At 60.9% G+C, this 22767-nt stretch carries 24 protein-coding genes; 15 read left to right on the top strand and 9 right to left on the bottom strand.

What is annotated here, in order from left to right; all coding sequences use genetic code 11:
- The first annotated feature begins 83 nt into the window (after window positions 1–83).
- Together epmA and ASC96_RS03370 are read left to right on the top strand one after the other, a co-directional pair.
- Window positions 84–1154, top strand: a complete 1071-nt coding sequence (gene epmA, locus ASC96_RS03375) for an EF-P lysine aminoacylase EpmA (protein WP_060501277.1) — start codon at window positions 84–86, stop codon at window positions 1152–1154.
- Entirely contained in the window at window positions 1151–2221 is a 1071-nt protein-coding gene (locus tag ASC96_RS03370) for a lysine-2,3-aminomutase-like protein (RefSeq protein WP_060501276.1), read from the top strand. The genes epmA and ASC96_RS03370 overlap by 4 nt, the downstream gene beginning before the upstream one ends.
- Here the strand turns inward: ASC96_RS03370 and ASC96_RS03365 are convergent.
- From ASC96_RS03365 to ASC96_RS03345, 5 genes are all read right to left on the bottom strand, one after another.
- Window positions 2218–3315: a helix-turn-helix transcriptional regulator gene (locus ASC96_RS03365; RefSeq protein WP_060501274.1), complete on the bottom strand. Its 1098-nt coding sequence runs from the start codon at window positions 3313–3315 to the stop codon at window positions 2218–2220. The genes ASC96_RS03370 and ASC96_RS03365 overlap by 4 nt on opposite strands.
- Before the next feature lie 189 nt (window positions 3316–3504).
- Window positions 3505–4170 (bottom strand): OmpA family protein, encoded by a 666-nt coding sequence (locus ASC96_RS03360; RefSeq protein WP_060501272.1) that lies wholly within the window; start codon window positions 4168–4170, stop codon window positions 3505–3507.
- A gap of 180 nt (window positions 4171–4350) precedes the next feature.
- Window positions 4351–4728 (bottom strand): hypothetical protein, encoded by a 378-nt coding sequence (locus ASC96_RS03355; RefSeq protein ID WP_060501270.1) that lies wholly within the window; start codon window positions 4726–4728, stop codon window positions 4351–4353.
- Between the two features lie 159 nt (window positions 4729–4887).
- Window positions 4888–5418: a GNAT family N-acetyltransferase gene (locus tag ASC96_RS03350; protein ID WP_060501268.1), complete on the bottom strand. Its 531-nt coding sequence runs from the start codon at window positions 5416–5418 to the stop codon at window positions 4888–4890.
- 5 nt (window positions 5419–5423) lie between these two features.
- Window positions 5424–5999, bottom strand: a complete 576-nt coding sequence (locus ASC96_RS03345; protein WP_060501266.1) for a helix-turn-helix domain-containing protein — start codon at window positions 5997–5999, stop codon at window positions 5424–5426.
- A gap of 218 nt (window positions 6000–6217) precedes the next feature.
- Between ASC96_RS03345 and ASC96_RS03340 the strand changes: the two genes are divergently transcribed.
- Genes ASC96_RS03340 through ASC96_RS03325 form a run of 4 tightly spaced genes read left to right on the top strand, consistent with a single transcriptional unit; the run spans window position 6218 to window position 9970 of the window.
- Window positions 6218–7498 carry an MFS transporter gene (locus ASC96_RS03340; protein ID WP_060501264.1) on the top strand — a complete coding sequence of 427 codons (1281 nt, stop codon included), beginning with the start codon at window positions 6218–6220 and terminating at the stop codon, window positions 7496–7498.
- Window positions 7499–7547: 49 nt separating this feature from the next.
- The gene (gene lepA, locus ASC96_RS03335; RefSeq protein WP_060501262.1) at window positions 7548–9383 is read left to right on the top strand and encodes a translation elongation factor 4; all 1836 of its coding nucleotides are present in this window, start codon (window positions 7548–7550) and stop codon (window positions 9381–9383) included.
- Between the two features lie 57 nt (window positions 9384–9440).
- Window positions 9441–9671 (top strand): type II toxin-antitoxin system CcdA family antitoxin, encoded by a 231-nt coding sequence (locus tag ASC96_RS03330; RefSeq protein ID WP_060501260.1) that lies wholly within the window; start codon window positions 9441–9443, stop codon window positions 9669–9671.
- Window positions 9671–9970, top strand: a complete 300-nt coding sequence (locus ASC96_RS03325; protein WP_060501257.1) for a CcdB family protein — start codon at window positions 9671–9673, stop codon at window positions 9968–9970. The genes ASC96_RS03330 and ASC96_RS03325 overlap by 1 nt, the downstream gene beginning before the upstream one ends.
- Here the strand turns inward: ASC96_RS03325 and ASC96_RS03320 are convergent.
- The 3 genes from ASC96_RS03320 to ASC96_RS03310 all read right to left on the bottom strand — a co-directional run bounded on the left by ASC96_RS03320 (window position 9967) and on the right by ASC96_RS03310 (window position 12136).
- Window positions 9967–10425: a GFA family protein gene (locus ASC96_RS03320; RefSeq protein WP_060501255.1), complete on the bottom strand. Its 459-nt coding sequence runs from the start codon at window positions 10423–10425 to the stop codon at window positions 9967–9969. The two genes, ASC96_RS03325 and ASC96_RS03320, sit on opposite strands and share 4 nt — an antisense overlap.
- A 115-nt stretch (window positions 10426–10540) precedes the next feature.
- Complete coding sequence (locus ASC96_RS03315) at window positions 10541–11263, bottom strand: pentapeptide repeat-containing protein (RefSeq protein ID WP_060501254.1); 723 nt, start codon at window positions 11261–11263, stop codon at window positions 10541–10543.
- A gap of 120 nt (window positions 11264–11383) precedes the next feature.
- Window positions 11384–12136, bottom strand: coding sequence for a type 1 glutamine amidotransferase (locus tag ASC96_RS03310; RefSeq protein WP_060501453.1), 753 nt, complete (start codon window positions 12134–12136; stop codon window positions 11384–11386).
- 189 nt (window positions 12137–12325) lie between these two features.
- On the opposite strand from ASC96_RS03310, the gene rbfA reads away from it, so the two are divergent.
- The 9 genes from rbfA (at window position 12326) to ASC96_RS03265 (ending at window position 20859) form a co-directional block, all read left to right on the top strand.
- Complete coding sequence (gene rbfA / locus ASC96_RS03305) at window positions 12326–12730, top strand: 30S ribosome-binding factor RbfA (protein ID WP_060501252.1); 405 nt, start codon at window positions 12326–12328, stop codon at window positions 12728–12730.
- On the top strand, window positions 12730–13185 hold the full coding sequence (locus ASC96_RS03300) for a hypothetical protein (protein ID WP_060501249.1): 456 nt from the start codon (window positions 12730–12732) through the stop codon (window positions 13183–13185). Before rbfA ends, ASC96_RS03300 begins: the two co-directional genes overlap by 1 nt.
- Before the next feature lie 3 nt (window positions 13186–13188).
- Complete coding sequence (truB, locus tag ASC96_RS03295; protein ID WP_060501247.1) at window positions 13189–14124, top strand: tRNA pseudouridine(55) synthase TruB; 936 nt, start codon at window positions 13189–13191, stop codon at window positions 14122–14124.
- 177 nt (window positions 14125–14301) lie between these two features.
- Window positions 14302–16011, top strand: a complete 1710-nt coding sequence (locus ASC96_RS03290) for a sensor histidine kinase (protein ID WP_060501245.1) — start codon at window positions 14302–14304, stop codon at window positions 16009–16011.
- Between the two features lie 45 nt (window positions 16012–16056).
- A complete protein-coding gene (locus tag ASC96_RS03285) occupies window positions 16057–16392 on the top strand; it encodes an SH3 domain-containing protein (RefSeq protein ID WP_082511911.1) in 336 nt (111 codons plus the stop codon).
- Window positions 16393–16570: 178 nt separating this feature from the next.
- A complete protein-coding gene (rpsO, locus tag ASC96_RS03280; RefSeq protein ID WP_037103961.1) occupies window positions 16571–16840 on the top strand; it encodes a 30S ribosomal protein S15 in 270 nt (89 codons plus the stop codon).
- Between the two features lie 365 nt (window positions 16841–17205).
- Complete coding sequence (gene pnp, locus ASC96_RS03275; RefSeq protein WP_060501241.1) at window positions 17206–19338, top strand: polyribonucleotide nucleotidyltransferase; 2133 nt, start codon at window positions 17206–17208, stop codon at window positions 19336–19338.
- A 167-nt stretch (window positions 19339–19505) separates the two neighbouring features.
- The gene (locus ASC96_RS03270) at window positions 19506–20522 is read left to right on the top strand and encodes a class I SAM-dependent methyltransferase (protein ID WP_060501239.1); all 1017 of its coding nucleotides are present in this window, start codon (window positions 19506–19508) and stop codon (window positions 20520–20522) included.
- A gap of 97 nt (window positions 20523–20619) precedes the next feature.
- Window positions 20620–20859: a hypothetical protein gene (locus ASC96_RS03265; RefSeq protein WP_060501238.1), complete on the top strand. Its 240-nt coding sequence runs from the start codon at window positions 20620–20622 to the stop codon at window positions 20857–20859.
- A gap of 21 nt (window positions 20860–20880) precedes the next feature.
- On the opposite strand, the gene htpG is transcribed toward ASC96_RS03265, so the two are convergent.
- Window positions 20881–22767 carry a molecular chaperone HtpG gene (htpG, locus tag ASC96_RS03260; RefSeq protein ID WP_060501236.1) on the bottom strand — a complete coding sequence of 629 codons (1887 nt, stop codon included), beginning with the start codon at window positions 22765–22767 and terminating at the stop codon, window positions 20881–20883.

Below are 22767 nucleotides of genomic sequence, written 5' to 3'. Positions count from 1 at the left end.
CAGTGTGACGGCGGATCAGGCTCGAAGAAACCCGTACAACTGCCGCGAAATATAGACTGCCCGAGAAACGGAACCACACGTTCATGCCTGCTGCCTCTCCCTGGTGGACTCCTGATGTCCATGCCGACCGCCGTGGTTTCCTGATCGGCCGCAACCGGATTCAGGCGGCGTTGCGTGGTTTCTTCGCCGATCGCGATTTTGTCGAGATCGATACCGCGACACTGCAGGTGTCACCGGGCAACGAGGCACATCTGCATGCCTTCGCAACGCAGGCTATCCATCACGATGGTAGCACTGCCCCGCTCTATCTCCACACGTCCCCGGAATTTGCCTGCAAGAAACTGCTGTCTGCCGGGGAACCGCGCATCGCCTGCTTCGCCCATGTCTATCGTAACCGCGAACGCGGGCCGTTGCACCATCCAGAATTCACCATGCTGGAATGGTACCGCGCCGGAGAAACCTACGATGCGCTGATGCGCGACTGTGCTGGGATACTCGGGCTTGCGGCGGAAACGTTGGGGGCAAAGCAGCTGAGCTATCGCGGCGCGCAGGCCGATCCGTTTGCCGAGCCTGAGCGCATCACCGTTGCCGAAGCCTTTGCGCGGTTCGCCGGCGTCGATCTTCTTTCCTCCATCGGCCGGAGCGGCGAAACCGACCGCGAACGCCTTGCCGGAACCCTTCGGGTCGCCGGCCTCAGAGTTGCGGACGATGATACCTGGGCGGATATGTTCAGCCGGGTCATCGTCGAGAAGGTAGAGCCCAATCTTGGCTTCGGCCGGGCGACGATCCTCTATGAATATCCCGTCGCCGAGGCCGCGCTGGCGCGGCCCACGCCGCATGATCCGCGCGTCGCCGAGCGGTTTGAGCTTTATGCCTGTGGTGTGGAACTCGCCAATGCCTTCGGCGAACTGACGGATGCCGCCGAACAGCGCCGCCGCTTTGGCATGGAAATGGCCGAAAAACAGCGCGTTTACGGCGAAACGTACCCGCTGGACGAAGATTTCCTGAAGGCGCTTGAAATCATGCCACAGGCGAGCGGCAGCGCGCTTGGCTTCGACCGGCTGGTGATGCTGGCAACCGGTGCATCGCGGATCGACCAGGTGATCTGGGCGCCGGTGGCGCAGACCGAGCCGCTGAGTGAGGACCGCCGGTGACAGTGCTTCGCTCCCTCAAGTCGATCGGTGATCTGCAGGACGCCGGCCTTGTTCCTGCCGGCCGGCGCGCCGGGCTGGAGGAGGTTGCCGCGCGTTATGCGGTGGCCGTCACGCCGGCTGTCTCAGCCCTGATCGACCCGAATGATCCCAACGATCCGATCGCCCGGCAGTTCATTCCTGATATGGCGGAACTCGTTCGTCTGCCGGAAGAGCGCGAAGACCCGATCGGTGACGGCGCCCATAGTCCGGTCGAAGGCATCGTCCATCGCTATCCCGATCGCGTGCTGCTGAAGGCCGTGCATGTCTGCCCGGTCTATTGCCGGTTCTGCTTCCGCCGCGAGATGGTCGGGCCGCAGGGGCTTGGGACGCTTGCATCGCAGGCGATGGATAATGCCTTCGCCTATATTGCCGATCATCCGGAAATCTGGGAAGTGATCCTCACCGGCGGCGATCCGCTGGTTCTGTCGCCGCGCCGGCTGGCGTCGATCATGGAGCGGCTGGCCGGTATCGAACACGTGAAGATCGTCCGGTTTCACACCCGCGTGCCGGTTGTCGAACCTGAACGTGTCGACGAAGCATTGATTGCAGCGCTCAAGGCCAGCGGCAAGACCACCTATCTGGCGCTGCATGCCAACCATCCGCGCGAACTGACGGCAGACGCGCGCGCCGCCTGTGCCCGGCTGGTCGATAGCGGCATCGTCATGATCAGCCAGTCGGTGCTGCTCAAGGGCGTCAACGACGATCCCGACACGCTGGCGGCGCTTATGCGCGCCTTCGTCGAAAACCGAATCAAGCCCTATTACCTGCATCACCCCGATCTTGCGCCAGGCACCAGCCATTTCCGCCTGACGATCGAGGAGGGGCAGGCGCTGGTCGCCTCGTTGCGCGGCCGTGTCTCCGGCCTCTGCCAGCCCGCCTACATCCTCGACATCCCCGGCGGTCACGGCAAAACGGTGATCAGCGCATCGACCATCGAGGATAACGGCGATGGCTGCTACACGGTGTCTGATTTCAATGGCGGGCAACACGCCTATTCGCCGGGATCGGCCGGCAAGCAGCCTCTTTAAAGCCGGATTTTACCGAACAGGGCGCTGAGTTCCGATTGCCGGCCGGTGCCGGTTTTCTGGAATATCGAGCGAATATGGCTTCTGACCGTTTCATAGCTGATGCCGTGCTGGCTGGCGATGTCAACGGCGCTCATGCCGCTGGCGACAAGCATCGATATCCGGGTTTCTGCCGGGGTCAGGTCGAATAGCGCCATCAGTGTTTCCGGGTTCTGCCGCATCTCGTCGTCCGGATCCTCGATCAGGGCCAAGGCGCAGGAATGCGAGAATAAATCGGCAAGCTGCGGACCAAACCGTTCGAACCGGACGATGAGCGGCCGTTTGCCCGTGCGTGACAGGCGAACGGCGGACAATGGCTCGGCGCCGGGGCCGGCAGCCTGCAACGCGATCTTGAGTTCCCGGTGAAAGCGCGCCGTCTCATGTGCGGAGCCGGCGCGCACTTCGCCTCTGGAAATGCGCAAATCGTCCGAAAACAGCGTTTCGGCCTTGAGGTTCGTCAGTGTGACGAGGCCTTTCCGGTCAAAGAAGATGCAGCCAATATTCGAGGTCTGGAAGGCCGCTGCCATGCCCATGACCCTGCTGGCGTCGACATGCTGGGCGAGGTGCACGGCGGTCAGCAGCCGTGTCCGGATGGTATGAAAATGCGGTAAGTCCGTTGCCCGCGGGGAATCGTCGGTCAAGCTACTCTGCAGGACGAAATACAGCGCATCCTTGCCTGAGGAGATGTCCATCAGCACACAATCGCCAACGCCGTGCTTTTTCATGAATTGATAGTATTCGTGGTGGTCGAACTGCTCTTTTGAGATAATTTCGGCTTCAAGCACGACGCCAGCACGGTGGAGTGGCTGTAGCAAGTTCGCGCGAAAATCCCGCGATCCCCAGTCGTCACGCATATAGCCGTCCAGAAGCGTTTCAAGATTTTCTGTGCTGAGCACCGCGCCGAAAGTACCGCGGCCGGACGGCTCCATTATATTGATGCCCAAAGCACCGCTCGCCCGGCTGACCGCTTCCATTGTCGGCAGCCACAGCGAGGGTTCAAAAACCGCAGCCTGGACCTGATCCAGGGCTTCAGAGAGGCGTTCTGCGTTGACACGCATTCGAATATTCTCACATTCGCGAGCGAGGATTTTAGGTTTTCGGGGCACCTCGCGTCAATGGTGTCCAGGCCGGGATGATTCTGTTCATTGGTCCAATTTCGGCCCTATGCCAAACCCGGACGGGATTCCAGGCACAAAAAAGCCGGCCGCTGCAGAAAAAGCGGCCGGCTTTTGAAGCTTTGAGGCGGATTAGCCCTGTTTGATCGGCGCGATCGAAATTTCGACGCGGCGGTTCTGCGCGCGTCCGGCTGGGCTGCCGTTCGATGCGATCGGCCGGTCCGGGCCGTAGCCGACGGCCGACATGCGGCGCTGATCGACGCCCTGCGAACCGAGATAGTTGGCCACCGAGATGGCGCGGCGCTCCGAGAGGCCCTGGTTGTAGCTGGCGCTGCCGGTCGAATCCGTATGGCCATCGACATCGACAAGCGTCTTGTTGAACTTGCGCAGTACGATCGCGACCGAGTTCAGCGTCGGATAGGCCCGTGGACTCATCTGGTCCTGGTCGGTGGCGAAGGTGATGTTCTCAGGCATGTTGAGAACGATACGGTCGCCGACGCGAGTGACCGAAACGCCGGTGTTCTGCAGCTGTGCGCGCAGTTCGGATTCCTGGCTGTCCATGTAGTTGCCGATCAGGCCACCACCGAGCGCGCCGATGCCCGCGCCGACAAGCGCGGCATCGCGCCGTCCGGCAGAGCTGCCACCGACCAGAAGGCCGGTTGCGGCACCGAGGCCCGCGCCGATCAGCGCGCCACCGGCGGTGTTCGACATCTTCTGTTCGCCCGTATAGGGGTCGGTCGTGGTGCAGCCGGAAAGATAAACTGCGGCGATGGCCAATACGGCGATTTTCTTCATCATGGAATCACAGGTCCCCAATAGATCTACTCTGCTTCATACTACCGATTGCGGCAGGAAGATGAAGAGCGGGCCTTTTGGTTAATGAACTTTCTGTTTCCATGCGCGTCCATCGGTCTCGCGCTGTGTTGGAAGGGCCAGGGCGGCGCGTGCGCGGACGCCTGGCTCTCCCGGTCGGTCCGGCTATTCGGTGAGGTCGATTTCTTCCGTGCTGCCGCCCGTGCAGGTGTAGCAGCAATCCGAGCAGGTCTCGGCATTATCCGGGCCTGTGCCCCAATAGGTCGATTTGTCGCCGGAAATCCAGGCGCCGTAGCAGATCTTTTCGCCCTGGTCGCAGGACAGCGGGATCTGCTTGGTCTCGCCGTCGTCCAGCAGGTAAACCTGATTGTTGCCCGGCCAGACATGATCGCGGTCCTGGCTGTAGAGCTCGACCTCAACGGCATTCGGATGGCTGTTTTTCATTTCGAAGGTGACATCGGCTGCCGAAGCAACGGAGATGCCGCCTGCAAGCATGGCGATGGAAAGCGCGGCGATGGCCGCCCGCTGAAGAATGGTTTTCATGGGTTCCCCTTAAGAATTATGGCCTTGCGGCTGAAAGTCAGCTAGCACGAAGACAGGGGGCGAGGAATGGGGCCATTGGCCGGAAAAAGCGGGTTTTTCCGGCGTGGTATAGCCATTTTTGGTGACAAGGATAGGTGGCGTTCGCCAGTGCGGCGCACGTCAATCTGCGGCCAGCGATTTGTAGAAGAATGTCGAACCGCAATAGCTGCCGTCCGGCATCAGAGCATATTGCGGAATGACGCCGACGCGCTGCCAGCCGAATTTCTCGTAGATGCTTTCCGCCGGGCTTCCGGTTGCTGTGTCGAGTACCAGAACATGCCGCCCATACTTGCGGGCCTCCTCTTCTGCGGCGTCCATCAACAGGCGTGAAAGCCCCAGACCACGGGCCTTGCGGTGGACGAGCAGTTTCTTCAGATCGGCGCGATGCGGCTGGTTCGGCATCATGCCGACGCCAAGCTGAACCGTGCCGAGGATTTCCCCATCCGTCTCCGCCACGATCAGCACTGTACTGCCCTCAGCGACCGCCCTGGCCACCCCTTCCCAATAGGGAATTGCCTCCTGCGGCGTATAGGGCGACATGAACCCGACAGAAGCGCCGCCTTCGACGCAGTCGGACAGGATTTCGGCAAGTGCCGGCAGGGCAGCAGCGGTTTCGGAAGGAGTAAGCGTGCGGACGGTGACCTTGGACATCGGGATCAGACTTTGCTGCGGTTGAGAATGATGGCGTAGCGGGCAGGCGTGCCATGCGGATTGTGAAAGATGTGGGCCTCGGCAAGCTGCATGAACAGGCAGTCGCCTGCCTCCAGCACGTGCGTCTGGCCACCGGCGGACATGGTCAGCCTGCCTTCGAACAGCCAGAGATGCTGGGTCAGTCCGGCATCGAACTGCTGCCGTTCGAAAACGACACGCGCCCCCGGCGGGAACTCGACCTCGACGATATCGACCGGCGAGCCGGTGCCATCCGGTGATACGGAACGGCGCAGATAACCGGTCTCGGGATCGCGCCAGACGCGCTGGTCGTTCCGGCGCGAGAGTGGATCGCTGGCGGTTTCGCTGTCGGCGAAAAACCGTGACAATGTCGTCCCCAATGCGCTGCATAGCCGGGCAAGAAGCTGCGCCGTGGGGCTTGCCTCACCGCGCTCGATCCGCGAGATCATTGCCCGGCTGACGCCGGCGCGGCTGGCGAGATCATCCAGCGTCAGCGACTGGGCCAGCCGCAATGCCTTCATCCGTTCGGCGATATCCGTTTCAAAACCTGTTGAATTTTCCATTATAGGAGAATTATTCGTTCTTATAATGGAGTCAACGGAAAATGTTGTTGCCTCGAAATAAAGTCGGGCGATGCCGTTTTAGCGACAGGCAAGGAGGGCGCGACCGGATAGAGTGATATCGTGCAGGCCCGTTGAGGAAAGCGTCTTGCGATCAATATCTTAGGGAATGCTTGAGCAGGCGGCGAGGGGGCTGGCTGCAGTGAAGCTTGAGAGGGTGAATGGCGGCGATAGAAGAAATCCGGCCGGAGCAGTCACGGGCATCCGTGCTCTCGATTGCCAGCATCGTTGCCTCCATGGCCTGCGTCGGTATCGGCAACGGCATGATGTTTGCCTATGTGCCGTTCCTGTTGGCGCGTGGCGATAGTCCGCCCTGGGTTGCCGGTGCGGCGGTGACGGCGCTTGCCTTTGGCGGTCTTGCCGGTTGCGTCGTCGCAGGCCCGATGATCCGCAGGGTCGGCCATGCGCGGGCGTTTTCCTGCTCGATGGCGCTGGTGCTGCTGTCTGCCTTCCTGATCGCGCTTGGCTTTCACCCGCTGCTCTGGGTGTTTGCGCGCGGCGTTTATGGCGCGGCGGGCAATATCAATTTCATCATCTCGCTGAGCTGGCTCAATCATGCCAGCGCTAACAGCTGGCGCGGCAAGGCGATGTCGGTGTTCTACATGGTCTATGTCATCGCCATCGGTCTCGGTGCCTGGCTGTTCGGCCAGATCCCGGCGGATGGCAATCTGGCGCCGCTGCTGACGATCTTCTTCACCACCATGGCGATCCTGCCGATCGGCCTGACGCGCCTGCCCAATCCGCCGCCGCCGGCCAAGGTCAGCGTCGATGTGCCGATGGTCTGGCGCAATTCACCGGTTGCCTTCGTCGGGGTGCTTGCCTCCGGCGGCCTTTCGATGGCGGTACAGGGCTTTACGCCGATCTATGCCGCCGCCAATTCGGTCAGTCAGGGCGACGTCGCGCTGTTGATGCTGGTCATGCAGTTCGGCCTGATCTTCATCCAGTATCCGATGGGCGTGCTGTCGGACCGGATCGATCGGCGTATCGTCATGATTCTGGTCTGCGCGCTGATCTCGGTTGCCGCCGTCGTCTCGCTCGCCGTTTCGTTCGCCAACCTCATTCTCTTGATGCTGGTCTTTGCCGTTTTCGCGGGAGCGGTCGAAACCGTCTATTCGATCGCCAATGCCCATGCCAACGATCGCACCGCGCCCGCCGACTTCGTGCCGCTCGCCTCGACGCTTTTGATGTGCTGGTCGATCGCCGCCACGATCATCCCGTTGGCGATCACGCTGCTGACCCCGGTCTTTGGGCCGAAGACCTTCATCTATGCTGCCTTGGGCACCGCACTCGCCTACGCTGCCTTCGTCGCCGTGCGGCTGAAATTCCGCGAAACGGTGCCGCCGCATCTGCGCGAAAATTTCGAGATGAAGAGCGCACAGATGCCGAATGCGGGCGCGATGGTCGAGGGCGATCCGGCTGCAGGCGAAATCCGGCAATTATAGTGAACAAAGCCTGCATTTCCCGCTTTGCGGCGGTTGATACCGCTGCTATATGCGGCCCATGAGCACAACACCTTCAAAGACGCCCCTGTCGCATATCCGCAATTTCTCGATCGTGGCCCATATCGACCACGGCAAGTCGACGCTGGCCGACCGGTTGATCCAGTCGACCGGCGGCCTGGCCGCACGCGAAATGTCGGAACAGGTTCTCGATAACATGGATATCGAGAAGGAACGCGGCATCACCATCAAGGCGCAGACCGTGCGTCTGCATTACGTCGCCAACAACGGTGAGACCTATGTCCTGAACCTGATCGACACCCCCGGCCATGTCGACTTCGCCTACGAAGTCTCGCGCTCGCTGTCGGCTTGCGAAGGCTCGCTGCTGGTCGTGGATGCGTCGCAGGGCGTCGAAGCCCAGACGCTTGCCAACGTCTATCAGGCGATCGACAACAACCACGAACTGGTCACGGTTCTCAACAAGATCGACCTGCCAGCCGCCGAACCCGACCGTATCCGCGAGCAGATCGAGGAAGTCATCGGCATCGACGCTTCGCAGGCTGTGCTGATCTCGGCCAAGACCGGCCTTGGCATTCCCGATGTGCTCGAAGCGATCGTGCATCAGCTGCCCGCACCGAAGAGCGAAGGCGGTGAGACCGCGCCGTTGAAGGCGCTGCTGGTCGACAGCTGGTATGACACCTATCTCGGCGTTATCGTTCTCGTCCGCATTCTCGATGGCGTCCTGAAAAAGGGCCAGACCATCCGCATGATGGGCACCGATGCCAAGTATCAGGTGGAACGCGTCGGCGTCATCACCCCGAAGATGGTCAATGTCGACGCGCTCGGCCCGGGCGAGATCGGCTTCATCACCGCCTCCATCAAGGAAGTGGCCGATACCCGCGTCGGCGATACGATCACCGAGGACAAGCGCCCGACTGCCAACATGCTGCCGGGCTTCAAGCCGGCGCAGCCAGTGGTGTTCTGCGGCCTGTTCCCGGTCGACGCCGCCGATTTCGAGGATCTGCGCGCCGCCATGGGCAAGCTGCGCCTCAACGATGCGTCGTTCTCGTTCGAAATGGAATCGTCCGCCGCTCTCGGTTTCGGTTTCCGCTGCGGCTTCCTCGGCCTCTTGCATCTGGAAATCGTCCAGGAGCGCCTCGAGCGCGAGTTCGATCTCGACCTGATCGCGACGGCACCGTCCGTCGTCTACAAGCTGTTTATGACCGATGGCACCGAGCGCGAGCTGCACAATCCGGCCGATATGCCGGATGTCGTCAAGATCGCTGAAATCCATGAGCCATGGATTCGCGCCACCATTCTGACGCCCGATGATTATCTCGGCGGCATCCTGAAGCTTTGCCAGGACCGGCGTGGCATCCAGGTGGAGCTGACCTATGTCGGCACCCGCGCGATGCTGACCTATGATCTGCCGCTCAATGAAGTCGTGTTCGATTTCTATGACCGGCTGAAGTCGATTTCCAAGGGTTATGCCTCTTTCGACTATGCGATCACCAGCCATCAGGAAGGCCATCTGGTGAAGATGTCGATCCTCGTCAATGGCGAGCCGGTCGATGCACTGTCTATGATGGTCCACCGCATGGCAGCCGAAAAGCGCGGCCGCGACATGTGCGAGAAGCTCAAGGAGCTGATCCCCAAGCACATGTTCAAGATCCCGATCCAGGCCGCCATCGGCGGCAACGTGATCGCCCGCGAAACCATCTCGGCACTGCGCAAGGACGTGACCGCCAAGTGCTACGGCGGCGACGCCTCGCGTAAACGCAAGCTGCTCGACAAGCAGAAGGCCGGCAAGAAGCGCATGCGCCAGTTCGGCAAGGTCGAAATCCCGCAGGAAGCGTTCATCGCAGCGCTGAAGATGGGTGATGAGTAAGGCTTTTCTTCCATCGGGTATGCGCATACATTAGGCGCATACCCGATGGAGAAGATCATGTCTCAACCGTCCCGCAAATCTGCAAACCTGTCCCTCGATAGCGACCTCGTTTCGCAGGCGCGTGATCTCAAGATCAATCTCTCGCGGGCAGCTGAAGACGGCATCGGGCGTGCGGTCAAGGCCGAGCAGGAACGTCTCTGGCGGCTGGAAAATGCCGAGGCGATTGCGGCATCCAACAAATATGTCGAGGAACATGGCCTGCCTTTGGCGAAATATCGTCAATTCTGATGGCGAGATTTCGCGTCTATCGTCTCAGGCAAGGTGGCGCGCTGGTGCTCGACCTCCAAGCCGATATTTTGTCCGATCTTCAAACCCGAAACGTGGCGCCGCTGCTTCTCCCGGGAGAGATTTCTCGCCTGATCGCGCGGCTTAATCCAAAATTTGAAATTGGCGGCCGTCCTTACGTGATGGCAACCCAGTTCATGGGGGTCGTTGCCGTCAGCGAAATCGGAGAGACCGTGGCCGACCTTACCAGTCACGCGGACGCCATTACCGCCGCCACGGATTTTCTGTTCCAGGGATTTTAGACAGCTGATCGCTCTGCAAACTCCTGCACAAGCCCCTCATAGGCTTCCATTGGGGGGAAGGTCTCGTAGGAATGCACAGCCCCAGTGGCTGCGAAGGACAGTTTTTCACTGGTGAAGGTCTCGATGAAGGGCGCAAAGCCGCTTGTGTCATCCAGCATGGTCGGGCGTAGGTTGACGAACCAGTCCATGCCTTCCGGGCGGGTGAACATCCAGGTCATGCAGTGCGGGCAGAAATAGTGGCGGGAGGCGCCGTGCAGGCCGCCGATCACCGGCTCACCGGCGATGACTTCAAAACCCTCGGCCGGAATGGCGGCGCTTAACGAATAGGCGCTTGAGGACATTTTCTGGCAGCCGGTGCAGTGGCAGGCCATGGTCAGGATCGGGGGCGCACTGATCTTCAGCCGCACCTGGCCGCAACGGCAGCCGCCTTCCTGGGGGATCGTCAATCTGCTCATGTTTCACTCCTCCGCTTTCAGGCAGTAATCTAGCGGAGAAGCCTCTCTTGTCCAGTGTGCCCGATGGTCGAAGAGACGCCGGCCGGCGAGCGAAATGTGTAGTTCGTTAGCCGGCTTAGTCTGATGCGCAAGGCCAGCCGGTGGGCGTGGTCAGTCCCGCCGGCAGCTTCGTTTCCTTGTCACCGCAGGTCAGGTCGACCTGAGCCTGCTCAAGCCCCTTGGCGGCAGAGAGATCCAGCCCCTCGATATGGGTGAGGAACATGAAGGCCTGATCGAAATCCAGCGGACCTTCAAAGGTCGCACCACTGAGATTGGCGCGCGACAGGTTGGCCAGCGCAAAGCGTGCACCGGTGAGCACCGCACCCTTGAACATCACCCGGCCGACTTCCGCCTTTTCGAAATTGGCTCCGGTCAGGTCGGCGCCGCTGAAATCGGCGCGCTGCAGTTCGGCGCCGGCAAATGACGCGCCATTGGCGGCAATATTGGCAAAGCTCGAGCGATAGGCCTCGACGCGGGAGAAATTGGCCTTTTCAGCCCTGGCGCCGGCCAGCCACGCACGCACCAGGTTGGCTTTTTCAAAATTGGCTGATGCCAGGTTGGAGCCACTGAGATCGGTTAGCGAAAAATCGGTACCGGAGAGATTGGCGCCTTCGAGTTCACTGGAGGGCAGCATCAGGTTCTTCTTGGTGCATTCGCTCCAGTCGAGCCCGGGTTCCGGCGTGCTGCTGCAATAGGCGGCGATTGCCGGTGAAGGGGCGGCAAGAAACGTTGCCAGCCCGATAGCCGGAAGCAGGGCGGCGGCGAACGCCGGGATGTGCCTGGTGGAAAATATCGTCATGCGCTTCTCGCTCCTCCGTCTGCCTCAGCCGGGCAAACTTCTTGCGCTTATAACAGTGTGTTCCATGTTGTAGATAGGAACCGCAAACCCTCGCGGCAAACGGTGGAACACGTTTATGTATCAGGCACCCACGCCTGCCATTTCCCGTGTGCGATCGAAGCCGGCCGCTGCAGGCTGTATCGTCGCCACCCAGGCGTGGGCCAGTGCCAATCCGGCGGCATCGGCTTGTTGCGCGTGTCTGGCGGCATGCTCCGGATAGAGCTGCAACCAATCCGGATCGATCCCGTTGATCACCGTCTCAAACGTCCGGTTCCAGCCTTCGACGACGGGCGTTCCCGCCTCGAAATGGAACTGCATGCCATAAGCAGCGCGGCCGATGCGGAAGGCCTGATTGGCAACAGCCGGGTTGGTGGCCAGATGCACGGCGCCTTGCGGCAGGGTAAAACTGTCGGAGTGCCATTCGAAACTGGTAAAGGCGTCCCCGGCTGCGCTGAGCACCGGATCCTGTTTGCCGTCGCTGGTCAATTCGACGCCATGCCAGCCAAACTCTCTGGTTTTACCGAGAAGATTGTCGCCGCCATGGGCGCGGGCGAGCAACTGGCTGCCGAGGCAGATACCGAGTACGGACTTGCCGTCATCGGTGAAGGTTTTCATCAGCCGGGCAAGGCCGGACAGGTAGGGGTGAATGTGATCATCGACCGCACTCTGCTCGCCGCCGAAGACCACCACTGCATCATGTTCGCGACTATCGCCGGGGAGCGCCTCGCCAGTAAACGGCCGTCGCAAGTCGATCTCAATCCCTGCTTCCTGCAGCGCCACCCCAACTTGCCCCAGGCTGGAATGGTTCATGTTTTCCACTGCCAGAACCCGCATCATCTCTCCGTCTGCTTCTTCTTTCCGGTCAGGTTGATCACGCGGAGGCAGCGCTTTCAAGGGGGCTTCGAACCGATTTGGCAGTCTTTCCTAAGGACCGAATCACCGGAAAGCCTTGACCTTTGGGCCTGAAAGTAGCATTGGACCGCCTTGGTCGCGTTCCTTGAAACGCCAGACAGCGGAAAAACCATGAGTAAAGTGACATCCTCTGCCCCCTCGCAGCGCATGCTGAGGGTCGGCGAACAGGTACGTGCAGGCCTGACACAGGTCTTGCAGCGCGGAGAAGTGCGCGACCCCCTGCTTGAAACGACGGTGATCTCGATCTCCGAAGTTCGCATGTCGACGGACCTGCGCGTTGCCACGGCCTTCGTGACCCCGCTCGGCGTTGCCGATCATTCCAATGTCATCGAAGCGCTCAACCGCCATGCCAAATATATCCGCGGCCGCCTGACCCCGCATATCCGTCAGCTGAAATACATGCCGGAAGTGCGCTTCAAGGACGATACCAGCTTCGACAACTACAAGAAGATCGATGAGCTTCTCCGGTCTCCCGAAGTCCTGCGCGACCTGAAGGATGAAGACGGCGAGCAGTGATGGCCAAGCATATCACACTGGACGAACTCAACGCCTGGACGTTCGACCAGCGCCGGACATTCTATCGCAACGGTCTTGCGCGGTTCGATAATGCCGATTCCGTCCGTCTTGTCGAAATGATAGCCGCCTCCGGCCTGCCGTTTCGTCACGGCAAGGACATCGCCCATGGCGACCGCGAGATGAAGGCGCTCGAAGCCATTGTCGGTTCGCCCTATAATGAGAAGCTGTTGCTTGAAGCCGCCGCATCCGGAAAGCCACCGCTCGGCGCCATCGAGCCCTTGCTGGTCGAAGGTCTCGGCGAAGATTACCGCATCGACAACGGTGCCACCATTGCTGCCGGATACCTGATCGCCAAGCGGCTTTACGCTTTGGGATTCGAGAAGGGCAACAGCCAGAAAATGCCGGATGGCAGCGTTGCCAAGACTGCAGCGACGTTCCGCAAAAAAAGAGCCTGAACCATGTCAAAACCCCGCAAGCCCAAGGGCCGCCCGATTTCCGGCTGGCTGATCCTCGACAAGCCGCTGGATTTCGGCTCGACCGAGGCCGTGTCGAAGATCAAGTGGCTGTTCAAGGCGCAGAAAGCCGGACATGCCGGCACACTCGATCCTTTGGCATCGGGCATGTTGCCGATCGCGCTTGGTGATGCCACGAAGACCGTTCCCTACGTCATGGATGGCCGCAAGATCTATGAATTCGCGGTCGCCTGGGGTGAAGAACGCTCGACCGACGATCTCGAAGGTGAGGTGACGCAGTCGTCCAGCACGCGTCCGTCGGAAGAAGATATCCGCGCCCTTCTGCCGAAATATACCGGCGTCATCAGCCAGGTGCCGCCGCAGTTCTCGGCGATCAAGATCGATGGCAACCGTGCCTACGATCTGGCCCGTGAAGGCGAGACCGTCGATATTCCCGCTCGCGAAGTTGAAGTGTTCCGCCTGTCGCTGCTCGGCTGCACACCGAATCTGGCGCATTTCGAGATCGAATGCGGCAAGGGCACCTATGTGCGCTCGCTGGCGCGCGATTTCGGCCGTGACCTCGGTTGCTTCGGCCATATCGCCTCGCTGCGCCGCAGCTTCGTGGCGCCTTTCGCGGAAGAAGCCATGGTGACGCTGGCTGAACTGGTGGCGCTGGAGAAGATCGAAAGCGACGAGGAACGGCTGGAAGCGCTCGACGCCTTCCTGATCGATACCGGCGAAGCCCTGTCCAACCTGCCGCATATCGCCATTACCGAAGATCAGGCCCACCGCCTGAAAATGGGCAATCCGATCATCCTGCGCGGCCGTGATGCCCCGACCGCAGAGCCGGAAGCCTATGCGACCTCGCGCGGCAAGCTGGTCGCCATTGGCGAGATCGGTGAGGGTGAATTCCGCCCGAAGCGCGTCTTCGTCACAGCCTGAAACCCGGATCGCTTCCCAAATTTCGCCGCATGGCATCGGTTGCGTTCCTAACATCGCTGGCGCATGTTCCGGTCTGTGTTTGGGATTCGCGCGGACTTGCGGGTTAGCCCGCCGGGTTCGCGTCCCGAAATCGGGCCACTGCCGATCTTCGGCTATGGGACTTTGGGTGATGAACGGTTGAGCGACGGACTGGATAGAACACGTGCGCAGCATGCTCCCTTCAGGGTCATTCTGCGTTCGCGATTGAGACGCCCGTTATCATTTTATCTGACGGTGCTGCTGCTCGTCGCCATTATTCCATCCTTCCTGTTTTCGATGATTATTTTGAAACGCAGCACCGACGAGCAAGAGCGCGTCGTGACGGCGTTGCTGAAGGCATCGACAGGGTCGGTGACGCGCCTGGTCGAGCGCGAGGTCGACAGCATGCTGGCCACCCTCAAGGTGCTTGCCGCAGCTGGTCCAAGCAACGGCAGCAATCTTGCTGAATTTTACGATCGCGCGCGCTCGTCGCTGGCGGACACGGACTCCAATCTGTTGGTGATCGATCGCGGTCACAATCAGCTTTTTAATACGCGGGTGCCTTATGGCAGCCCGCTCGGCAAAGCATCCGATCCGGTCTCGGTCGATGAGGCGTTCCGCGTTGGCGGGCCTTACATCTCGAATGTCTTCTTCGGCAAGACGGCACAGCGATGGGTGTTCAATGTTTATCTCCCCATAACCACGCCGCTCGGCAACAGCGACTACCTCCTGACCCTGACGCGCAATGCCGAAAGCATGTCGAAGGCGGTCAATCGGGATGTGGTGTCGCCCGGCTGGAACGCGGCCTTGCTGGATGCTGCAGGCAACGTGATTGCCTCGTCGGATCCGGGGCTTGCCGTCGGCAAGCCGTTCTTCATGGAAATCGTTCCGGCATTGCGTGTTGGTGTCGGGGAGGCGGTTCACGATGGCGTGGAGTACCGGACAGTCACCGAGTTTTCGGTGCTGACCGGCTGGAAGATCGTCGCCTGGGCAAAGAGTGCGGATGTCGATGCTCCGGCGCTTTGGTCCTATCTCTGGTTGTCGCTGGGCGGGCTTCTCTTTGCCGGAATAGCCGTAGCCGGATCGGCCACCATCGCGGGTCTCCTGACACAGGGCGTCAAGGTCCTGGCCCGTGACGCGCATCTCTTGGGGGCTGGCCGGCCGATTGCGGCACGCAAGCATATGATCGCCGAAATCGAAACCGTATCGTCGGCTTTGGCCGAGGCGGCGCAGGCACGCCGGAAGGCGGAAAACGAGATCCGTTTCCTGATGCGCGAGGTGGCGCACCGCTCGAAAAACCAGCTCACGGTGATCCAGTCGATGCTCAACCAGTCGCTCAATGCCGCCGAAAGCCGGGTGGATTTCGCCGAAACTTTCCGCAAGCGCATCGCCGGCTTAGCCCGCTCGACCGATCTGATGATTGCCAATGCGGCGCAGGGCGTCGATTTCCGCGAGCTGGTGCAGAACCAGCTGCAGCCGTTCACGCCCGACGATCCGGACAGGGTTCATCTGTCGGGGCCGCCGGTGCGGCTGGATGCCCAAGTGTCGCAGACGCTCGGCATGGCGTTGCACGAACTGGCCACCAATGCGACGAAGTATGGAGCGCTTGCCAATGCGAGCGGTGTGATCGACCTGCAATGGTCGGTCTCCGGGGGCACGTTCCTGTTTGTCTGGAGAGAAAAGGGCGCCGACATCACCCCGGCCGAGGATGGGGCCGTGCGCAAGGGCTTTGGAACCATGGTTCTGGAGCGCATGCTCGGCATGGCGCTGGACGCCAAGCTGGAGCGGATCATGCACGATGACGGGATCGAATGGCGCGTCAAGATTCCGGATGAAAAGCTGAGTGCCAATCTCTCGGGTCAAGCTTAGGCGTTGCCTGCTTATTGCGGTTTATTCTGTTTGGAGGGAATATCGATGTCGCGAAGACGCCGTGGGGTGGCCGCCTTTCTCGTCGCAGCCACTTTCGCCGGTACCGCAGACACAGTGATTGGTGCGGATTGTGTGGTGGCAGACCCCACCGGAACGCCGCTCAACGTTCGCGTCAAGCCTGAAGGCCGCGTTCTGTCGGCTCTCGGCAATGGTATGGCCGTCGAGACCCTCGACGAGCGCACCCTTGGCGGCAAACGATGGGCAAAGGTCGCCGCAAATGGCGCGGTTCTTGGCTGGGTCTTCGCCGCCTATCTCGATTGTGCCGCTATCGATGACGCCCGGAAATCCGCGCCGATGAAGCCGCGAACCCCGCCGCAATGACGGTGAGTTGAGCCGCTGCGGCGTCTTTATCCGCCCTCTTTCTTTTTAATGCCGGATGGTTTATAGGCAGCGCCAGCATCAGACCCCGCCCTTTGCGGACTTTTGCCTTCATGGCCGCAGCTAGACGGCATCCCGGCTGCTGGCGACCCGAAATCCTAAACATTGAAAGGATGACACGATGTCGATCACTGCAGAGCGCAAGGCTGCGCTTATCAAGGAATACGCAATCGTCGAAGGCGACACCGGTTCCCCGGAAGTCCAGGTTGCGATCCTCACCGAGCGGATCAACAACCTGACCGAACACTTCAAGGGTCACAAGAAGGACAACCACTCGCGTCGTGGCCTTCTGGCAATGGTTTCCACCCGCCGTTCGCTTCTTGACTATGTCAAGGGCAAGGAAGAGGCACGGTACACCAAGCTGATCACTGCTCTCGGCATTCGCCGCTAAGCCTTACACCGGCGGGACCCTTCAACAGGGGCCCGCCGGTTTGTTTTTTGCGGGGCATACACCCCGCGTTTGCGCTTCCAGCCAAAGCCGAAAGGGCGCTGTTGGAAGCAGACACCCCAGCAGACCGGATGGGCCGGCTCTGCGGAAACAACCGATGACCTGTCATGGGGCAGGATTGCAGGATGCTTCGGCGCTTGCGCGTTTTCCACGCACCCGAAGCGTCCGGCTTTGAGGGAACGGAACGAGCGCCAGCCGATTTTGGAAGCCTCCCGTTGTCTTGCCCGTGATGTGTCATATCAGCGAAAACACTGCCGCCCGCGCCACACTGGCTGCGGCGCGGCATTGGCGCACACGAAGGACAAAACATGTTCGATACCCACACAGTCGAAATTGAATGGGCAGGCCGCCCGCTCAAGCTCGAAACCGGCAAGATCGCCCGTCAGGCTGACGGCGCCGTTCTTGCAACCTACGGCGAGACCATCGTTCTCGCGACCGTCGTTTCGGCCAAGGCTCCGAAGCCGGGCCAGGATTTCTTCCCGCTGACCGTCAACTACCAGGAAAAGACCTATGCCGCCGGCAAGATCCCCGGTGGCTATTTCAAGCGCGAAGGCCGTCCGTCTGAAAAGGAAACACTGGTTTCCCGCCTGATCGACCGCCCGATCCGCCCGCTGTTCCCGGAAGGCTACAAGAACGACACGCAGGTCGTTGTCACCGTCGTCCAGCACGATCTGGAAAATGATCCGGACATCCTGTCGATGGTTGCCGCTTCGGCAGCGCTGACGATCTCCGGCGTTCCTTTCATGGGCCCGGTCGGTGGCGCACGCGTCGGCTACATCAATGGCCAGTACGTCTTGAACCCGCATCTCGACGAGATGGACGAGTCGGTTCTCGACCTCGTCGTTGCCGGTACCCAGGACGCCGTCCTGATGGTTGAATCGGAAGCCAAGGAACTCAACGAAGAAGTCATGCTCGGCGCCGTCATGTTCGGCCACAAGGGCTTCCAGCCGGTCATCGATGCGATCATCAAGCTCGCTGAAGTGGCTGCCAAGGAACCGCGCGACTTCACCCCGGAAGATCATTCGGAACTCGAAGCCGAAATGCTTTCGATCGCCGAAACCGAACTGCGCGCTGCCTACAAGATCACCCAGAAGGCTGATCGTTACGCTGCGGTTGATGCCGTCAAGGCAAAGGTCAAGGCTCACTTCTTCCCGGAAGGCGTTGAGCCGAAGTACACTGCCGAAGTCATCGGCGCCGTCTTCAAGCACCTGCAGGCCAAGATCGTTCGCTGGAACATCCTCGACACCAAGAGCCGCATCGACGGCCGTGATCTGTCGACCGTTCGCGCTATCGTTTCGGAAGTCGGCATCCTGCCGCGCACGCACGGTTCGGCGCTGTTTACCCGCGGTGAGACACAGGCGATCGTTGTTGCCACGCTCGGTACCGGCGAAGACGAACAGTATGTCGACTCGCTCACCGGCATGTACAAGGAACGCTTCCTGCTGCATTACAACTTCCCGCCCTACTCGGTCGGTGAAACAGGCCGCATGGGTTCCCCGGGCCGCCGCGAAATCGGTCACGGCAAGCTCGCCTGGCGCGCTATCCGCCCGATGCTGCCGGCTGCCGAGCAGTTCCCCTACACGCTGCGCGTCGTCTCCGAAATCACCGAGTCGAACGGCTCGTCCTCGATGGCAACCGTCTGCGGCACCTCGCTCGCACTGATGGATGCCGGCGTTCCCTTGGCCAAGCCGGTTGCCGGTATCGCCATGGGCCTGATCCTCGAAGGTGAACGTTTCGCCGTTCTCTCCGACATTCTCGGCGACGAAGATCACCTCGGCGACATGGACTTCAAGGTTGCCGGCACTGCCGACGGCATCACCTCGCTGCAGATGGACATCAAGATCGCCGGTATCACCGAAGAGATCATGAAGGTCGCGCTTGAGCAGGCACAGGGCGGCCGCAAGCACATCCTCGGCGAAATGGCCAACGCCATCACCGAAGGCCGCAGCCAGCTCGGCGAATTCGCACCGCGCATCGAAGTCATGAACATCCCGGTCGACAAGATCCGTGAAGTCATCGGTTCGGGCGGCAAGGTCATCCGCGAAATCGTCGAAAAGACCGGCGCCAAGATCAACATCGAAGACGATGGCACGATCAAGATCGCTTCGTCCTCCGGCAAGGAAATCGAAGCGGCCCGCAAGTGGATCCACTCGATCGTTGCAGAGCCGGAAGTTGGCCAGATCTACGAAGGCACTGTCGTCAAGACTGCCGACTTCGGCGCTTTTGTCAACTTCTTCGGCCCGCGTGATGGCCTCGTGCACATCTCGCAGCTCGCTTCCGACCGTGTTGCCAAGACCTCCGACGTCGTCAAGGAAGGCGACAAGGTTTGGGTCAAGCTGATGGGCTTCGATGAGCGCGGCAAGGTTCGCCTCTCCATGAAGGTTGTCGACCAGGCAACCGGCAAGGAAGTTGCCAAGGGCGAAGGCGAAGCTGCTGAATAAGCGCTCGGCCGTTTGACAGACTACGGGCGCGGAGCGGATCGTTCCGCGCCTTTTCTTATTTTGTGTGAGAGTGGCTCGAACCGGGCACCCCTCATTCCCTTTGTTACCGTTTGTCCCTTTTGGAAGCCGCTTTCCAATTTTTCCCGACAAGCCCAAGGATCTCGACCATGAGCCGCGACACGCTGAAGACCCTTTTCCATCCTTTCGAGACCGGTGTTGTTCCCGCACCCGGCGAAGGCGAGCGTGTGCTGTTCCTGGGAGCCGAGGCAGGCTACCGGTTGCCGGCGGAGTTCGCAGGCTCGATTGCCGCCGTACAGGCGTCAAAGCCGCTGTACAAGGCTCTGGAGGCCGTCAGGGCATCCGTGACGCCGGTCATCGAGGGCGAGGACTATGATGCGGCTCTCATCCTGTGCGGCAAGCACAAGGGTGAGAACGAAGACCGGATCGCCGAGGCGCTGAAGCGCGTCAAGGTCGGCGGCCTGATCGTTGTCGCCGGTGGCAAGGATGATGGCATCCAATCCCTGCGCAAGCGCGTCAACCAGCTCGGCTGGGGTGGCGACAGCCTGCCGAAGTATCATGGCATCGCCTTCTGGTTTGGCCGTCCGGAAGACGCAAGCGACGTCATCGCCAAGTTTTCCAAGAAGCCGGTTCGTGTCGAAGGCCGTTTTGACGCGGCACCGGGCATGTTCTCGCACGAGCGCATCGATGCTGGCTCCGAGCTTCTGGCCTCGCGCCTGCCTGACGATTTCAAGGGCCATGCCGCCGATTTCGGTGCTGGCTGGGGTTATCTGTCGGTGATGCTGGCCGAGAAGGCGCCGAACCTGAAGGGCATCGACCTGTTCGAGGCCGATTATCATTCGCTGGAAGCCGCGCGCGCAAACCTGAAGGCCAATTGCCCGAACGTGCCGACCCGCTTTTTCTGGCAGGACCTGACGTCTGAAGAAACCCGCGACAAATACGACCTGATCGTCATGAACCCGCCCTTCCATGAGACACAGGCAGCTGACCCGGCGCTGGGCGCTGCAATGATCAAGGCGGCTGCCAAGGCGCTGAAGATCGGCGGGCGGCTGATGCTGGTTGCCAATCGCGGCCTGCCTTATGAAACGGTCATGACCGAGACCTTCAAGGAATGGGGCGAAACCTGCCGCAACGCGCGCTTCAAGGTGCTTTGGGGCAAGCGCTGATCAGCGCCTGCTTTTGCAATTGCTTTCTTGACGAAACAGGTACACCTTTGACTCCCGCGCCTGCGTGATATCGCGCAGGCATCGATGGAGTGTGCCAATGGTTTCTAACTATGGACACCGCCCGCCCGTCAGTGAGGGCGTTGCAGAAGTCATCGTCAAGGATATCAAGAGCGGAGAAGGCAAAAGCGGTGCTTCGGAGGTGCCTCTGGCCTTCCAGACCAGCCGCGCGCCCGTTGATCCCACGGTTCTCGGCAACACCCGCAAGCAGATGATGCTGTTCGGTGTTTTTGCCGTTGCGGTTCTGGCCGTTCTGCTCGTGGTCTGGTGGGCCGCGTGACGGCCCACCCAATCTGACGAATTAGCCCTTCAAAGCCCGCTCAAACAGCCGTGACATCCGCTCGGCAAAGGCGCGCGGGTCTTGCGGCTTGTCGCCGTCGAGGACGCGGGCCTGGTCGAGCAGCAGCTGGACGGCATCGGTGCGGAATTCATTGCTACCACTGGCGGCCAGTGCCGAGATCAGGCCGTGGCCCGGATTGATTTCGAGGATGGGCTTGGCGATCATGTCGAGCCGACCGGAACCCTGCAGTAGCTTTTCCAGCTGACGGTCGTAACCCTGTTCCGGTGCCACCAGGCAGACGGCGCTTTCGGTCAGGCGGTCGGAAGCCCGAACGTCCGATACGGCATCGCCGAGAGCCGTCTTGGCAAAGGCGATGAAACCGGTGACAGCTTCGGAGGTTTCCGGTGCGGCCGGTGTTTCGCCATCGGTTGTCGGAACCTGTGTGAGATCGGCCGCCCCTTGCGTGATCGACTTGAGCGGCTTGCCTTCGAAATCCGGCGCAGCCGTCACCCAGAAGCTGTCGACCGAATCGGTCAGCAACAAAACCTCGATCCCGCGGGCGCGAAAACCTTCGAGCTGCGGCGAGGCTTTCAGCCGGTCGAGATTGTCGCCCGTCAGGTAGTAGATCGCCGCCTGCGCGTCCTTCATGTCCTTGACATAATCGGCCAGCGACCGCGTCGCCTCGTCCGACGCCGTGGTGCGGAAGCGCGACAGCGCAATGAGCTGCGCCCGGCGCTCGAAATCGTCGTAGATGCCTTCCTTGAGGACTGCACCAAAGGCATCCCAGAGCTTGGCAAAGGCGTCAGCGTCGCTGTCGGCCAGCTTTTCGATGGCGGTCAGCACGCGGTTGGTCAGGCCCTTGCGGATGGCGGCAAGGATCGGGCTTTCCTGGATCATCTCGCGCGACACATTGAGCGGCAGGTCGGACGTATCGACAAGGCCGCGCACGAAGCGCAGGTAGCGCGGCAGAAGCTCGGCATCGTCGGTGATGAAGACGCGCTTGACGTAAAGCTTCATGCGGCCCTTGGCCGAAGGATCGAACATGTCCATCGGCTTGGATTCCGGCACGAAGGCAAGACCGGTATATTCATGCCGGCCTTCAGCCCTGAAATGCACCGTCAAAGCCGGTTCGTCATACTGGCCTGAAACGCCACGATAGAAATCGGCGTATTCTTCCTTGGTGATCTCGCTGCGTGATTTCGTCCAGAGCGCCGTGCCGTCGCCGATGCGCTCGGCGTCCGCGCCGGGCTTCTCGATCAGGTCGATCGGGACGGGAACGTGGCCGGACTGGTCCTTGACGATCTTCTCGACGCTCCATTTGGACGTATAGCTCTTGGCATCGTCCAGAAGATGCAGCGTGATGCGGGTGCCGCGTGCCGGAGCCTCGGACAGTTCGGCTTCGGAGACGGTATAGCTGCCCTGGCCGTCGGACGACCAGAGCCAGGCGTGGGCGCTACCGGCATGACGGGAGACGACATCGACCTTGCCGGCCACCATGAAGGCGGAATAGAAACCGACGCCGAACTGGCCGATCAGCTGGGCGCCTTCGCCCGCCTTTGCCGCCTCGACGCGCTCCATGAAGGCGCGGGTGCCGGAGCGGGCGATGGTACCGAGCGCCTCGACCATGTCGTCACGGCTCATGCCGATGCCGTTGTCCTCGACGATGAGCGTGTTGCCATCGGCGTCGAGCGTCAGGGTGATGCGCGGTGTGGGATCATCGGAGAGCAGCTCAGGCGCGCTGATGGCCGCGTAGCGCAGCTTCTCGCAGCCGTCGGCCGCATTGGAGATCAGTTCGCGGAGGAACACGTCCTTGTCGGAATAGACCGAGTGCACCATGAGATGCAGCAGGCGTGCGACATCGGCTTCGAAAACGTGATTTTCGACGGGTTTTTCAGCAGCGTTGCTCAT

This window comes from Rhizobium sp. Root1204, from assembly GCF_001424965.1.
Taxonomy (GTDB): domain Bacteria; phylum Pseudomonadota; class Alphaproteobacteria; order Rhizobiales; family Rhizobiaceae; genus Pararhizobium.
Note: the sequence above shows the minus strand (reverse complement) of the source record. Positions and strands in the feature narration are given on the sequence as shown.